At 59.5% G+C, this 12643-nt stretch carries 16 protein-coding genes; 6 read left to right on the forward strand and 10 right to left on the reverse strand.

What is annotated here, in order from left to right; genetic code table 11:
* Positions 1-9: 9 nt before the first annotated feature.
* Genes AC13RM_RS05920 through AC13RM_RS05935 form a run of 4 tightly spaced genes read right to left on the reverse strand, consistent with a single transcriptional unit; the run spans position 10 to position 2395 of the window.
* A complete protein-coding gene (locus AC13RM_RS05920) occupies positions 10-1254 on the reverse strand; it encodes an RNA polymerase sigma factor (protein ID WP_374816254.1) in 1245 nt (414 codons plus the stop codon).
* Between the two features lie 10 nt (positions 1255-1264).
* On the reverse strand, positions 1265-1645 hold the full coding sequence (locus AC13RM_RS05925; RefSeq protein WP_113229476.1) for a YciI family protein: 381 nt from the start codon (positions 1643-1645) through the stop codon (positions 1265-1267).
* A gap of 17 nt (positions 1646-1662) precedes the next feature.
* Positions 1663-2025 carry a YciI family protein gene (locus AC13RM_RS05930; protein ID WP_374815940.1) on the reverse strand — a complete coding sequence of 121 codons (363 nt, stop codon included), beginning with the start codon at positions 2023-2025 and terminating at the stop codon, positions 1663-1665.
* A 10-nt stretch (positions 2026-2035) separates the two neighbouring features.
* Positions 2036-2395: a YciI family protein gene (locus AC13RM_RS05935; RefSeq protein ID WP_374815942.1), complete on the reverse strand. Its 360-nt coding sequence runs from the start codon at positions 2393-2395 to the stop codon at positions 2036-2038.
* A gap of 155 nt (positions 2396-2550) precedes the next feature.
* On the opposite strand from AC13RM_RS05935, the gene AC13RM_RS05940 reads away from it, so the two are divergent.
* A complete protein-coding gene (locus tag AC13RM_RS05940; protein WP_374815944.1) occupies positions 2551-2781 on the forward strand; it encodes a hypothetical protein in 231 nt (76 codons plus the stop codon).
* Positions 2782-2798: 17 nt separating this feature from the next.
* Here AC13RM_RS05940 and AC13RM_RS05945 read toward each other — a convergent pair whose 3' ends face one another.
* The 3 genes from AC13RM_RS05945 to AC13RM_RS05955 form a co-directional block, all read right to left on the reverse strand.
* Positions 2799-4301, reverse strand: a complete 1503-nt coding sequence (locus AC13RM_RS05945) for an AMP nucleosidase (protein ID WP_374815946.1) — start codon at positions 4299-4301, stop codon at positions 2799-2801.
* A 119-nt stretch (positions 4302-4420) separates the two neighbouring features.
* Positions 4421-4597, reverse strand: coding sequence for a hypothetical protein (locus AC13RM_RS05950; RefSeq protein ID WP_374815948.1), 177 nt, complete (start codon positions 4595-4597; stop codon positions 4421-4423).
* Between the two features lie 204 nt (positions 4598-4801).
* Positions 4802-5140 carry a DUF2147 domain-containing protein gene (locus AC13RM_RS05955; protein ID WP_113229481.1) on the reverse strand — a complete coding sequence of 113 codons (339 nt, stop codon included), beginning with the start codon at positions 5138-5140 and terminating at the stop codon, positions 4802-4804.
* A 463-nt stretch (positions 5141-5603) separates the two neighbouring features.
* Between AC13RM_RS05955 and AC13RM_RS05960 the strand changes: the two genes are divergently transcribed.
* Positions 5604-5867: a sel1 repeat family protein gene (locus tag AC13RM_RS05960; protein WP_015339268.1), complete on the forward strand. Its 264-nt coding sequence runs from the start codon at positions 5604-5606 to the stop codon at positions 5865-5867.
* Positions 5868-6109: 242 nt separating this feature from the next.
* Here the strand turns inward: AC13RM_RS05960 and AC13RM_RS05965 are convergent, their stop codons facing one another.
* A complete protein-coding gene (locus tag AC13RM_RS05965; RefSeq protein ID WP_374815951.1) occupies positions 6110-7222 on the reverse strand; it encodes a pyridoxal phosphate-dependent aminotransferase in 1113 nt (370 codons plus the stop codon).
* A gap of 193 nt (positions 7223-7415) precedes the next feature.
* Between AC13RM_RS05965 and purN the strand changes: the two genes are divergently transcribed.
* Positions 7416-8000, forward strand: a complete 585-nt coding sequence (purN, locus tag AC13RM_RS05970) for a phosphoribosylglycinamide formyltransferase (RefSeq protein WP_374816255.1) — start codon at positions 7416-7418, stop codon at positions 7998-8000.
* A gap of 126 nt (positions 8001-8126) precedes the next feature.
* Here purN and AC13RM_RS05975 read toward each other — a convergent pair whose 3' ends face one another.
* Entirely contained in the window at positions 8127-8879 is a 753-nt protein-coding gene (locus tag AC13RM_RS05975) for an SDR family oxidoreductase (RefSeq protein WP_374815953.1), read from the reverse strand.
* Positions 8880-8976: 97 nt separating this feature from the next.
* Here AC13RM_RS05975 and AC13RM_RS05980 point away from each other — a divergent pair, with 97 nt between their 5' ends.
* A complete protein-coding gene (locus AC13RM_RS05980; protein ID WP_374815955.1) occupies positions 8977-9885 on the forward strand; it encodes an AraC family transcriptional regulator in 909 nt (302 codons plus the stop codon).
* Positions 9886-9901: 16 nt separating this feature from the next.
* Here the strand turns inward: AC13RM_RS05980 and AC13RM_RS05985 are convergent, their stop codons facing one another.
* A complete protein-coding gene (locus AC13RM_RS05985) occupies positions 9902-10300 on the reverse strand; it encodes a PilZ domain-containing protein (protein WP_208409399.1) in 399 nt (132 codons plus the stop codon).
* 311 nt (positions 10301-10611) lie between these two features.
* On the opposite strand from AC13RM_RS05985, the gene AC13RM_RS05990 reads away from it, so the two are divergent.
* Positions 10612-11046, forward strand: a complete 435-nt coding sequence (locus AC13RM_RS05990) for a glyoxalase superfamily protein (RefSeq protein ID WP_374815957.1) — start codon at positions 10612-10614, stop codon at positions 11044-11046.
* 65 nt (positions 11047-11111) lie between these two features.
* Positions 11112-12479: an MATE family efflux transporter gene (locus AC13RM_RS05995; protein ID WP_374815959.1), complete on the forward strand. Its 1368-nt coding sequence runs from the start codon at positions 11112-11114 to the stop codon at positions 12477-12479.
* Positions 12480-12643 lie beyond the last annotated feature (164 nt).

The following is a 12643-nucleotide window of genomic DNA, read 5'->3' on the forward strand; positions in this document are numbered from 1 at the left end:
CGCCGCGCTTTAATGCCGCGTCGTCTTGTCGTCAAGCTCGGCCAATCGCCTGCGCAGAAAAGCCTGCTCCGGCGCCTGCTGGCATAGCGAAAGCGCCCTTTGATAGGATTGCCGCGCCTCATCCATCCGGCCAAGCTGGCGCAGGAAATCGGCTTTTGCGGCGTGGGCGAGGTGATATCGCGCCATCCGTTCCTCTTGTAGCAGCCCATCGACGATGGAAAGCGCTGCCACCGGACCATCGCACATGGAGACTGCGACCGCCCGATTAAGCTCGATCACCGGGGAGGGGCTCGCCATCAATAGCAGGTCGTAGAGCGTCACCAGCTTTTGCCAATCGGTATCCTCTGCGGTCACGGCGCGGGCATGTTCCGCGGCGATCGCTGCCTGCAGTGCATAACTGCCGACGCTATCTGCCGCCATCGCTCTTGCCGACAGCGCCAAACCTTCGCGGACCTGACCATGATCCCACAGCGCACGATCCTGATCGACAAGCAGAACGAGATCGCCGGATGCGCCGGTGCGCGCATGCCGCCGTGAATCTTGTAGCAGCATGATTGCCAGCAGCCCCTCGACTTCCGGATCCGGCAATAGCTGCAGCAGGAGCCTGCCAAGCCGAATGGCCTCCGCGGCAAGATCGGCGCGCACGATCGCAGAGCCGGAGGATGCCGAATAGCCTTCGTTGAAGACGAGGTAGATGACGTGCAGCACCTGCGCCAGCCGCTCCGGCAGTTCGGTCTTGCTGGGGACCTCATAGGGAATATGGTCGGTGCGAATGCGGTTCTTGGCGCGGACGATGCGCTGCGCGACTGTCGGCGGCGGGATCAGGAAGGCATGAGCGATCTCTTCCGTGGTCAGGCCGCAGACCTCCCGCAAGGCCATCGCCAACCGCGCCTCGGCGGGAATAAGCGGGTGACAGCAGGTGAAGATCAGTCGCAGCATGTCGTCCTCGATCTCCTCGCTTTGCGATGTCTCCATTATCTCGCCCTCCGGATAGAGGCTGTCGGCAATGTCGGCCTTGGCAGCGTCGAAACGCGTGCGCCGCCTTATATTGTCGATGGCGCGAAAACGTCCGGCGGAGACGAGCCAGGCATAGGGATTGGCCGGGATGGTCTCCTCCGTCCATTGCTGCGCCGCTGCTGCAAAGGCATCATGAAGGGCTTCCTCCGCTCGGTCGAAATCGCCAAGCAGACGGATCAGCGTTGCCAGCACACGGCGTGAATGGCTGCGATAGATGCCGTCGATGGTCTGGTTCAGCGACACGGCGTCAGCCTTCCTCCACTAGGTCTCCCCGAAGGGTGAGGATACGAACCGGACGGATTTCGACGGCGCCGTAACGCGCCGAGGGGATGCGCTTGGCGATATCGACAGCTCCATCGAGGTCAGGGGCTTCGATGAGATAGAAGCCGGCCAGGTGCTCCTTGGTCTCTGCGAATGGGCCGTCCGTGACTGAAAATCCGTCGCCGCCGTTCGGCCGGATGACGATCGATTTGTCTCGGAGCGCCAGTGCATCGGAAACGATCATGGTGCCGTCCCGCCGCAAGCCCTCGTCGAAGACGAAGTGCTCGCCGATCAGATGATTCATCTCGTTCGGCGACAATCGTCCGTCGACATCCACGGATGTGTAGATCAGGCATAGAAACCGCATGTCTTCTCCTCTCGCTGCTATTCATTCGGAAAGCGGATGTCGAAGGCGGCGCGAACCTCGATCATGCCGTATCGGGCGACAGGGAAGGTGGCGGCGATTGCCGTCGCTTCCTCCATGTCCCGGGCCTCGATCAGCACGAAGCCGCCGAGATGTTCCTTGATCTCCGCGAACGGGCCGTCGGTAACGGCGGTTTCGCCCCTGCGCACGCGAACTGTTTTCGCAGTCTCCGGTTCGCGCAGGGCATTGGCGACGATGAGGTGGCCGCTCTCGCGCAGCCGGTTGTCATTATCGACCGAATCCTGCGTCAGCTTTCGTCCTTCCTCTTCGGAAATCTTGGCGATCTCGGATGTCTCGAACCAGACCTGACAAAGAAATTTCATGGTAACCTCCTCAAGCGTCCGGGCCGAAATTATAGATCGGCCGTACCTCGATGGCGCCGAGCTTGGCGAGCGGAATGCCGGCGGCAATCCGGATCGCATCGTTCAGGTCTTTTGCCTCGATCAGGATGAAGCCGCCGAGATATTCCTTGGTTTCGATGAAAGGCCCATCCGTCACCGACGTCTCACCATTGCGGACCCGCACCGTCACCGCAGATCTCGGCGATTGCAGCGCTTCGGCATGGATCATATTGCCGCTCGCCATCAGATCGCGGTCATAGCCGAGCGAATCCGAATCGAGCTTGCGCTTTTCATCCTTGGTCATGACGTCGAGCTTCGCGCCATCGAACCAGACCTGGCAGAGATATTTCATTGCAGCGTCTCCTCTTCAATTTGCTGACAGCCCTAGACGAGTGGCTGCCAAGCAAATCGACATCCCAATCCGCAGCATGACAAAAATTTTTGATGCTGTCGAAAAAGCCTGAGCCCGGTCGACCAGTTCCGTCAAAACCATAAGGAGAGACGGAAATGTACAGTCTGGAAGCCGCAATCGTGCATTACTGGCAAAAGAAGACGCTGTCGGAAGAGGAGCTGCTCGACGCAGCCGATGTCGGCAGGGTCGTGTTCCGCACCTGGGTCGGCTTGGCGGGCTTTGCCCTGCTGATCCTGTGCCTGAGCTGGGGTGCGCAGCCAAACGACGAACGGCCGCAAGTCGCGGCCGCTGCTAATGTATATTCTGTGCCCGTGGATGGGCAGTAGCAAGCAAGCGCTGTCGTTTACTGAAATGCCGTTTCGAAGAAGCTGCGCAGCTTACGCGAATGCAGCGCTTCCGGCGGCATGGCGGCCAGTTTCTGAATGGCGCGGATACCGATCTGCAGATGCTGGTTCACCTGGGTGCGATAGAATGCCGTCGCCATGCCCGGCAGCTTCAGTTCGCCATGCAGAGGCTTGTCCGAAACGCAGAGCAGCGTGCCGTAGGGAACGCGGAAGCGGAAGCCGTTGGCGGCGATCGTCGCCGATTCCATATCGAGCGCAACGGCGCGGGCTTGCGACAGCCGCTTGACCGGGCCTGCCTGATCGCGCAGTTCCCAGTTGCGGTTGTCGATGGTGCCGACCGTGCCCGTGCGCATGATGCGCTTCAGCTCGAAGCCTTCATAACCGGTGATTTCGGCAACGGCGGCCTCCAGCGCCACCTGCACTTCGGCGAGTGCCGGGATCGGCACCCAGACCGGCAGGTCGTCGTCGAGAACGTGATCCTCGCGCATATAGGCATGGGCGAGCACATAGTCGCCGAGCCGCTGGCTGTTGCGCAGGCCGGCGCAATGGCCGAGCATCAGCCATGCATGCGGACGCAGCACGGCGACGTGGTCGGTGATCGTCTTGGCGTTGGATGGGCCGACGCCGATATTGATCATGGTGATGCCGGCATGGCCCTTCTTCTTCAGATGGTAGGCCGGCATCTGCGGCAGCCGCGGCGCGGTCACATCGCCCTCGGGCTGGCTGGAACCAGCCTTCGTGATGATGTTGCCCGGTTCGACGAATTCGGTATAGCCGTCGCCGCCGCTCGCCATCAGGTCGCGCGCCCATTTGCAGAACTCGTCGATATAGAACTGATAGTTCGTGAACAGCACGAAATTCTGGAAATGCGCCGCACTGGTCGCCGTGTAGTGGACGAGGCGGGCCAGCGAGTAATCGATGCGCTGTGCTGTAAACGGCGCAAGCGGCGAGGGCTCGCCCGGCGGCGGGATATATTCGCCGTTGGCGATTTCGTCGTCCGTGGTGTTCAAGTCCGGCGTGTCGAAGAGGTCGCGCAGCGGAATGTCTTCGAAAACGGTGGCGGTTGCTTCCACATGAGCGCCTTCGCCGAAGGCGAAATGGATCGGGATAGGTGTCGTCGATTCCGACACCACCACCGGAACATTATGGCTGCGCATCAGGAGCGTCAGCTGCTCCTTGAGATAATGCTTGAAGAGCTGCGGACGGGTGATCGTCGTCGTGTAGACGCCGGGCGCGGTGACATGACCGTAGGAGAGGCGTGAATCGACGTGGCCGAAGCTGGTGGTCTCGATGCTGACCTGCGGATAGAAGGCGCGGTAGCGCGCTGTGATCGGCGCACCTTTGGCAAGCTTGGTGAAATTGTCGATCAGGAACGCCGTATTGCGATCGTAAAGTTCCGTCAGCGCTTCCACGGCCTTGCCCGGATCATCGAAGGTCCGCGGCTGGTACGGGCTGGGGGAGGAGATGTCGAGGGGTGAAAAGGGAGAGATTCTGTTGCTCATGCGCCATTATAGAGTGTCGTCGGTTACAAGCAAACGACGTTGCAACAGGCGGCCTGGATTCTCGCAGCTATTTTTAGAGCCGCCCACGGGCCTGCGCGAGGATTACTCGCAGGCGTTCGTTATTGCACCGCCGTGCAGTAAGGCGCGCCGGTCTGCAGGCAGGTGAAGCTTGCGCCGAAGTGCGATTGTGCGCCGCTGCGACCGCCATGCTCGACCGCAACCGAGAAGCTGAATGCGAAGATGGCGGCAAACAGCATGATAACAACGAAGCGCCGCGCGATGATGATCGAGTCCATATTCCTGGCCTACCCGTGCCCTATACTGGACACTGTTTTGCCATGGTCAGGCTGAACAGGTGCTGAGATACCGGTTCATCCGGCGTTCATAAATATTACCAGCTTCGAAAGGGCGCCTGCATCTTCCGCAGCCAAATAAAAAAAGCCTGCCAGCCGAGAGCGTGCAGGCACGTTAAATGCTTACTGGAATAGGCAGATGCTGCTTTAGAGCTTCGTCCAGGTCTGCGACTTGCAGAATACCTTCAGCACGCAGCCTTGCATCTTGATCTTGTTGCCGCTGACCGTGCCGGAACCGCTATAGGTCTTGTCTTCCGAGGGGTCGGTAAGCTCGCCCGTATAGTTGTTGCCCGAGCCCTGCATCTTGCCGATCTGCTTGCCGGCATATTTGCCTGTCTTCAGGGTCACGCAATAGCTGTCGCCGCAGGGAGCGATGGCAGCCGTGTCGCCAGCAACCGTTTTCCAATTGCCGACGATCGGCTCTTCGGCAAGAGCGGCACTCGCGCTCATCAGCAATGCCATCGCAAGAACGGTAGTGCGGATCATGGTGTCATTCCTCCCCCAAGGCGCATCCGGTTCTGTGACCGGGAATGCAGTGAGATTATCTAACGCGAACGTAAAGGTAAATATGGTTTTCAGAGCTCAAATACCCGTTTGGGCGGGTATCCGCGCGCCGTCGAAACACGACATCGAATTCAACTGCGCTCTTTTTGTGGTGAAGAAAGAGTTTAAATCCAAATCCTAACGAAAGGTAAAGCCTGCCCGAAAATCCTTAATTTGCAAGGGAAGCGATGTTTAACAAAATCCCAAGTTTACCAAGCATTTGCACTTTGTTTGCATCGAATTAATCATGCATTTTAGGCGTTTTTTGAAAGCCGTCTGCGATAGTGAAGCCATCAAACGAGCGGGGCAAACCCGCCGGCCGGAAGAACCGGAAGCCGCGTATGACGGCAAGGTTCGGATGGAAAACAGGGCAGATACGAACAGAAGTCAAACAGGGATAATAGCAATGGCACGCTTCGAAACGCCGATGTCTGGAAATGCCATGATGGGTGGTAACAGCGCCGATGCCCTTTGCGAACTGGGCGTGAACTATGCGACCGGCAGGGGCTGTAATGCGGACCTCGTTGCCGCCCACAAATGGTTGAATATCGCCGCCATCCGTGGCAGCGAGCGCGCCGCCGAGCTTCGCGCCGACGTGGCCGCGACTTTGACCAAGATGCAGCTCGCAGCAGCGCTGCGCGCCGCCCGCGAATGGATGACCACGCACTAGAGCCGGATGATTTTAGGTCTGTTCGACCTAAAATCTGAATCCGCTCTAGAATCAAAGAAATAGAGCGTGAAGTCGTCCGAAAACCGCCTGCACTTTTCGGCATCACGCTCTAAGGCGTGCCGTAAGCGATAAGACTTCCTGACTTCGAAAGAGGGGATGTCGGCGGCCGAGGGAGATGCCAGCCGAATGATGAAAACCGCGACCGGCCGGAACAAGGCTGGCGCGGTTTCGTCGTTTAAGACTTAGCCGATTGCCTTCAATACCTTGGGCAGCGCCTCGGCCAATAGATCGAGATCATGCTTTGGCCCGACGCTGACGCGGATGCAGCGATTGAGCGGCGCAACCCCCGGCATGCGGATGAAGACGCCGTGCTGGATCAGCCCGTCGACGATGGCGCGGGCATAGGTGCCGTCGCGGCCGCAATCGATCGCGACGAAATTGGTGGCGGAGGCGAGCGGCAGCAGCCCATTGTCGCGGGCGATCGTGCCGATCTCCTCGCGCGCGGCCCGGATCTTGCCGACTACTTCGGCAAGATAGGCCTGATCCTTCAGGGCGGCGAGCGCCGCCACAGTCGCGAGCCTGTTCATGCCGAAATGATTGCGGATCTTGTCGAAGGCCAGTACGGTCTCCGGCGCGCCGATAACATAGCCGACGCGGGCGCCGGCAAGGCCATAGGCCTTGGAGAAGGTACGGGTGCGCAAGACATTCGGCAGGTCGATCAGAGCCGAGATATCGGGAAGCGAGCTGGCAGGCCCGGTCTCGCTATAGGCTTCGTCGAGGATCAGCAGGCAGTTTTCCGGCAGCGCCCGGGCAAAGGCGATGATCTTGTCGGCACCCCACCAGCTACCCATCGGATTGTCGGGATTGGCGAAATAGACGAGCGGCGCATTCTCTCGCTTCACCGCGTGGAGCAGCCCATCGAGATCCTCGCGATCATCGACATAGGGCACGGTGACGAGGCGGCCGCCGAAGCCGGCGACATGGAAATTGAAGGTGGGATAGCCGCCAAGCGAGGTGACGACGGGCGTACCCGGCTCGATGACCATACGCGCGATCAGGCCAAGCAGGCTGTCGATCCCTTCGCCGACGGCGATATTGGCGGATTGAACGCCGAGATGGGCCGCAAGCGCCTGCTTCAGCTCGTAATTTTCCGGATCGTTATACATCCAGATATCGCCGGCCCGCTCACGCATGGCCGCGATGACGGATGGCGCTGGCCCAAAGCCGTTCTCATTGGCGCCGATACGGGCCTTGACCGTCAGCCCGCGCTGACGCTCCAACGCTTCTGGGCCGACGAAAGGAACGGTGGAGGGAAGGGCGCTGATCAGCGGCGTGAAGCGCAAGAAGGCGGACATGCTGGCATTGTTCCCGAATTCGGTTGCTGGGTGCGGCAGAATAGGCGCTTGGCGGTTGGTTGCAAGGGTGGAAAACGCGGCCTTCGGATTGCGTCGTCGCAATCATTGAAAATCCTTGTCAGGTGCCATTTAAAGGGAGTTTCGGTCATCGCGATAGCATCGATCAACGAGGTCCCTGACGGATAAGCTCGCAATAGCGTTCCTTGCATCAAACAATGGAACCTCATTTCGGACGGTCAACGAGGCCATTCGAGCGAACACAATGAATGCTGCCGCCGTCGTGCTGGTTAGCAATAGGGCCTCGTCCGCAGCACTAGCCTATGCTGAGGCCAACGGTATTCCATCGTTTCATATTCCGACGAAGGACAGGGAAGCTGATGCGGATAAACAGCTTCGCGACATTCTAATCGCCTATGGCGCTGAAATCGTGGTTCTATCTGGCTATCTCAAGAAACTTGGCCCGCTTACGCTAGCCGCGTTTGATGGGCGAATATTGAATGTTCATCCGGGGTTGCTACCCAAATACGGCGGCTTGGGAATGTACGGGCGAAGAGTTCACCAAGCCGTGCTCGACAATCGGGAAACGGAAACAGGCGCAACAATCCACCTCGTGGACGGAGAGTATGACCACGGAAGAACTGTGGCCACAACGACTGTTCAAATCCATTCCGACGACAGCGTAGTTTCGCTGGAACAACGGGTCATGGCTGCAGAATGCGATCTTTTCACCGATCTCATACGCCGCATATCAATAGGCAGACTGCGCCTGCCACTATGAAATGAGACGTTCGCAAAAGGCCGAACGCAGCCGCCGGCCCGCGCTCCCGGGGCCGACGGCTGCGTGTTCTCTCTAATGCACGGTCGAGTCGGAACGGCAGCAGCTTTTGGGCTGCACCGATTGCGGTTACAAATCTGCCTCAGCCATCCAGAGTTCAGCATCCGCACCGCCCGGAATTCGCAGCGGGGCGGATGGATCGGTGGCTGCCCGCCACACTGCCTTCGCTACGTCGGGAGCATAGGTGACGGGGCCGGTGTCGTCCTGCACATTCTTGATGAATTGCTGAATGAGCGGAGCATAATCCGCATCGTCCAGACCACGCAAATGTGGACGCGCATTCTCCCCAAAGCGAGTTTCCGGCGACCGGCCTGGCAGGACAATATGCACCCGCACGCCAAATGGCTCCATCTCCACCGACAAGGACTCGGTGAAGGCGTTCACCGCTGCCTTGCTCGCCCGGTAGATTCCAATCACCGGCAGAGTCTTGACCGTCACCGTAGAGGTGACGTTAACGATGACTCCGGCCCGACGTTGACGCATCTGAGGCAATACGGCCTGAACCATCGCCAATGTGCCGATCGTATTTGTCTGGAACAGCGACTGCACCGTCTCCGGCGCAGTCAGCTCGATCGGTGAGGGCGCTCCGAAACCGGCATTGTTGACCAATACGTCTATCGGGCCGGCAGCCTTCACAGCTTGCGCGATACTTGCCGGATTGGTGACGTCGAGCGCGAGAATACGCAGGCATTCGGAAACCGGTAGTAGCTCGGGTTTGGGCGTGCGCATTGTCGCGATGACATCCCACCCTCGTTCAAAAAACAGTTTCGCAGTCTCCAGGCCGAAGCCAGACGAGCAACCGGTGATCAATATCGTAGACATAAGCTTCTCCAAACCAAAGGAATGATGCCATGGTAGTGACCTAGCGCGAGACTTTATATATGCTACAGTCTCCATTTCTTTAGCGTTAGTCCTGATTATGACCGTCGATCCCCTTGCCGAAATCGTCACGCTGCTACAGCCGGCCGCACGCTTTTCGAAGCTGGTGGAATGCGCCGGCGCCTGGCGAATTCATCGCGAGGCCACAGGCGAGCCATTCTACTGCGCAATCCTTGAGGGGCGTTGCCGCGTAACGTTTGGAGGACATCAACCTTTCATCCTCCGAGCCGGCGATTTCGTGCTCGTGCCGGCCATGCGCGACCTCATCAACGAGAGTGTCGACGCACCGGCCGGTCTGTCCGCCATGGTTCCGACGCAGTTGAGTGGCGGTCATTTCCGGGTCGGCCGCCTCGAAGGGCCGGCGGATATGCGCATGCGCATAGGGCATTGCAGCTTTGGCGCGCCGGATGCGGCCTTGCTCGTTTCCCTATTGCCTGATGTCGTTATCGTTCGTGACGAGCCCCGACTCGCGACGCTGATGCAATTGGTCGGTGAGGAAACGCGCGAGCGCCGGCCGGCGCGCGAACTCGTGTTGGAACGGCTGCTGGAGGTGTTGTTGATCGAGGCATTGCGATCCGGCACGGAAACAACCGTCACGTCGAGCTTGAGTCGCGGCCTTGCCGATGAACGCCTAGCCGCAGCACTTCACGCGATGCATGCGCGTCCTGCCCATCCTTGGACTGTCGCGGATCTTGCGACCGAAGCGGCCCTGTCCCGATCGGCTTTCTTTGCGCGTTTCAGCCGCGTCGTTGGCCTGCCGCCAATGGAATATCTATTGGCTTGGCGCATGGCCCTCGCAAAGCAGCTATTGCGCAGCCGCGAATTGGGGATGGATCAGGTAGCTGAACGCGTTGGCTACGGATCGGCAAGCACCTTCAGCGTCGCCTTTGCGCGATACGCAGGCATGCCGCCTGCACGATATGCCCGCGGGGACGTGCCAAGCGATTGAGGACGTGAAGCCGAATTTATACCGGCCGCCGCCTGCCGCGTGCCGCCAGCGCTTCGACATTGCCGATCATGAAATCGGCGCGCACGACGCGGCGGAGGGTTTCCGGCTCGATCAGGTTGATGAAGCGGACATGGACGCGGTTGCCGTTGCGGCTCGTTTCAGCGCAGGCGATGCGGTAGGCGAGGCCGAGGATGTTTAGATAGTAATGGGTCGGCAGCCCGACGGTCGTGGCGACCGTGAAGCTGGCGCCGCCGCGCGAGATGTCGGTAATCTCGGCGCTGCGCACCGAAATGCCTGTCAGACAGGGACGAACAGCCACGAGACGCGCCGGCCTCTGGACGTAGAACCGTTCCCAGCTGCGTTCGTAGACTTCGGATTTGACTTTCGCCAGATGGGTTGCGCGAAGCATTGTCATTCCCTATTGAAGAACAGACCGAATTCATCTCGGTTACTCCATGAACCTTGCACGGAGGTTTTGCGGAAGCGTCAATTGCATTGGTAGAATTTTAACGGGTTCGTCTTTTGTACCGATTTGGGCGCATCTTGACAGGCGCATCGGCTTCGCTCATACGAACGAGCGGTTCGAGGCGCCTGCCGCTCGCGGATGAAAATCCAGGGTGAAGTCCTCGCTGTTTATAGGTCACAGCCATTCAGGGCATGCTGACTTACGGTAATGCGAGCTCCGTTTCACGGTCGTAATTGCGTGCCCTAGCAAAGGCTGATCCTATGACGACGTATCCGTCCATAGATGAATTGAAGGCTCAGGCCCGGCGTCTGCGTCAGGCGATGGCCGAGCGCGGAGACGACATGAGCCACTCGACGGCACTGGAACTCATCGCCAAGCAACACGGGCTGCGCGACTGGAATACGCTGTCGGCGCTTGCCGCAAAACCCAACGATGGGCCGGATGCGCTCTTCGATGTCGGCTCCGCCGTGCGCGGGCGCTATCTGAACAAGCCCTTCACGGGCAAGGTTCTGGCGATGTCGGCGAAGTCTGGCGGGCTCTACAAGATAACGATCCATTTCGACGAACCGGTCGATGTGGTTGAATTCGAGAGCTTCTCGGCCTTCCGCCAGCGCATCAACGCTCAGGTCGATGCCGACGGAATTTCGCCGCGCCGGACATCGAACGGCCTGCCCCATCTGGTTCTCGACATCTAATCTTCATCCTTTATCGATAGGTCCCTATCTTCGCCTATAGCGAGAGATTCCGTCCGGATACCACCATGACGCACGCACTCGAAAACAACATGTTCCTCACCGGCTGGCTGCCTGGCGTCTTCGTCAAGACCGCGGCGCCGATCGTCGTTATCACGACAGTCAGCGGTCTCTTTGCCGTCGTCGACGCCTATTTCCTTGGCGTCTATGTCGGCGCCGACGCGCTCTCCGCCGTCAGCCTCATCTTTCCGGCGCTGATGCTGCTGATCGCGCTGCAGACGCTGGTTTCCAACGGCATGGCGAGTATTCTCGCCCGTCGCCTCGGCGCCGGCGATCGTGACGGCGCGAAGTCCGTGTTTACCGGCGCCCATACGCTGGCGCTTGCCGTCGTGGTGGCGATCAACCTCGTCTACTGGCTCGCAGGCCGCCAGTTCATTGCCGTGGCAGCGGCGGGAAACGCCGATGTTGCCCGCAGCGCCGAGGCCTTCATGGGCGTCATGGTCGCCTTCGCGCCGATCAGCTTCTTTCTTTCGATCCATCTCGACGGGCTGCGTTGCGAAGGGAAGCTCGGCTTCATGACGCTGGTGACGCTTGCCTCGACGCTGCTCAACATTCTGGCAAACTGGCTGCTGATGGCCGTTGCGCACTGGGGCGTGGTCGGCTCCGCCGGCGGCTCGGTGCTGGCGCAATTCATCTGCCTGATGATCGTCATCATCTATCGCCTGCGTCGGCCGAATGGCCTTTGGGTCGACATGGCGCTGCATGTTCGCGAGTGGCGCGGCATCTTCGCCTTCGGCGCTCCGATGAGCCTCGGTTTCATCGGCATTTCGCTAAGCTCGGCGGCGATCCTCTTCAACGTGTCGATCTGGCATGAGGGGGATTATGTCGCGACCGTCGGCGCCTACGGCATTGTCACCCGGGTAATGACCTTCGCCTATCTGCCGCTGTTGGGCTTGAGCATCGCGTTGCAGACCATATCAGGCCATAATCATGGCGCCGCCCTTCCAACCCGCGTCGGTCATAGCGTCTTGATCGCCCTGATTTCGGCTCTCGTCTATTGCGCAGCCGTCGAACTCATCGTCGAGTTGCTGGCGGGGCATATGGGTTCGATTTTCGTAGGCGATCCTGTGATCGTCACGGAAGTCGGCCGCATCCTGCCCTGGACGATCGGCGCCTATTTCCTCTTTGGTCAGGCGATCATTCTGTCGTCCTATTTCCAGTCCATCGGTGATGCGAAGCGTGGTGCGATCTTGGGTCTGTCGCGGTCCTATCTGTTCACCTTGCCGCTGACATTCCTCCTGCCGCTCGTCTTCGGCGAACGTGGGATCTGGATGACGCCGATCTTTGCAGAAATGGGGATGATCCTGCTGACCTGGCTGGTGTTGTCGCGGAATGCCAGGGATCGGAAATGGCGTTACGGCCTGTTGCCGGCGTAGGAATGGAAAAGGCCGCACTTTCGGGCGCGGCCTTTTTTACTGGGAAGCTTGTGGCCAACCTCGCCCTTCGAGGCTTCGCTCCTCAGGGTGAGGATGGAGTGGACATCGTCGCGTAAACCGGCTCTCTACCGCATGAGGCGAGTTCAACGGGTAGCCTCGTGCAG

This window comes from Martinezella sp. CNPSo 3732 (assembly GCF_057784515.1).

Bases quoted from the DNA above. Each gene is read 5' to 3' on its own strand.
- AC13RM_RS05995 (WP_374815959.1), top strand. From the start codon at position 11,112: ATGACGCACGCACTCGAAAACAACATGTTCCTCACCGGCTGGCTGCCT.
- AC13RM_RS05950 (WP_374815948.1), bottom strand. From the start codon at position 4,597: ATGGACTCGATCATCATCGCGCGGCGCTTCGTTGTTATCATGCTGTTT.
- AC13RM_RS05925 (WP_113229476.1), bottom strand. From the start codon at position 1,645: ATGCGGTTTCTATGCCTGATCTACACATCCGTGGATGTCGACGGACGA.
- AC13RM_RS05960 (WP_015339268.1), top strand. From the start codon at position 5,604: ATGGCACGCTTCGAAACGCCGATGTCTGGAAATGCCATGATGGGTGGT.
- AC13RM_RS05945 (WP_374815946.1), bottom strand. From the start codon at position 4,301: ATGAGCAACAGAATCTCTCCCTTTTCACCCCTCGACATCTCCTCCCCC.
- AC13RM_RS05975 (WP_374815953.1), bottom strand. From the start codon at position 8,879: ATGTCTACGATATTGATCACCGGTTGCTCGTCTGGCTTCGGCCTGGAG.
- AC13RM_RS05985 (WP_208409399.1), bottom strand. From the start codon at position 10,300: ATGACAATGCTTCGCGCAACCCATCTGGCGAAAGTCAAATCCGAAGTC.
- AC13RM_RS05940 (WP_374815944.1), top strand. From the start codon at position 2,551: ATGTACAGTCTGGAAGCCGCAATCGTGCATTACTGGCAAAAGAAGACG.
- AC13RM_RS05980 (WP_374815955.1), top strand. From the start codon at position 8,977: ATGACCGTCGATCCCCTTGCCGAAATCGTCACGCTGCTACAGCCGGCC.
- AC13RM_RS05965 (WP_374815951.1), bottom strand. From the start codon at position 7,222: ATGTCCGCCTTCTTGCGCTTCACGCCGCTGATCAGCGCCCTTCCCTCC.
- AC13RM_RS05955 (WP_113229481.1), bottom strand. From the start codon at position 5,140: ATGATCCGCACTACCGTTCTTGCGATGGCATTGCTGATGAGCGCGAGT.
- AC13RM_RS05990 (WP_374815957.1), top strand. From the start codon at position 10,612: ATGACGACGTATCCGTCCATAGATGAATTGAAGGCTCAGGCCCGGCGT.
- AC13RM_RS05930 (WP_374815940.1), bottom strand. From the start codon at position 2,025: ATGAAATTTCTTTGTCAGGTCTGGTTCGAGACATCCGAGATCGCCAAG.
- AC13RM_RS05935 (WP_374815942.1), bottom strand. From the start codon at position 2,395: ATGAAATATCTCTGCCAGGTCTGGTTCGATGGCGCGAAGCTCGACGTC.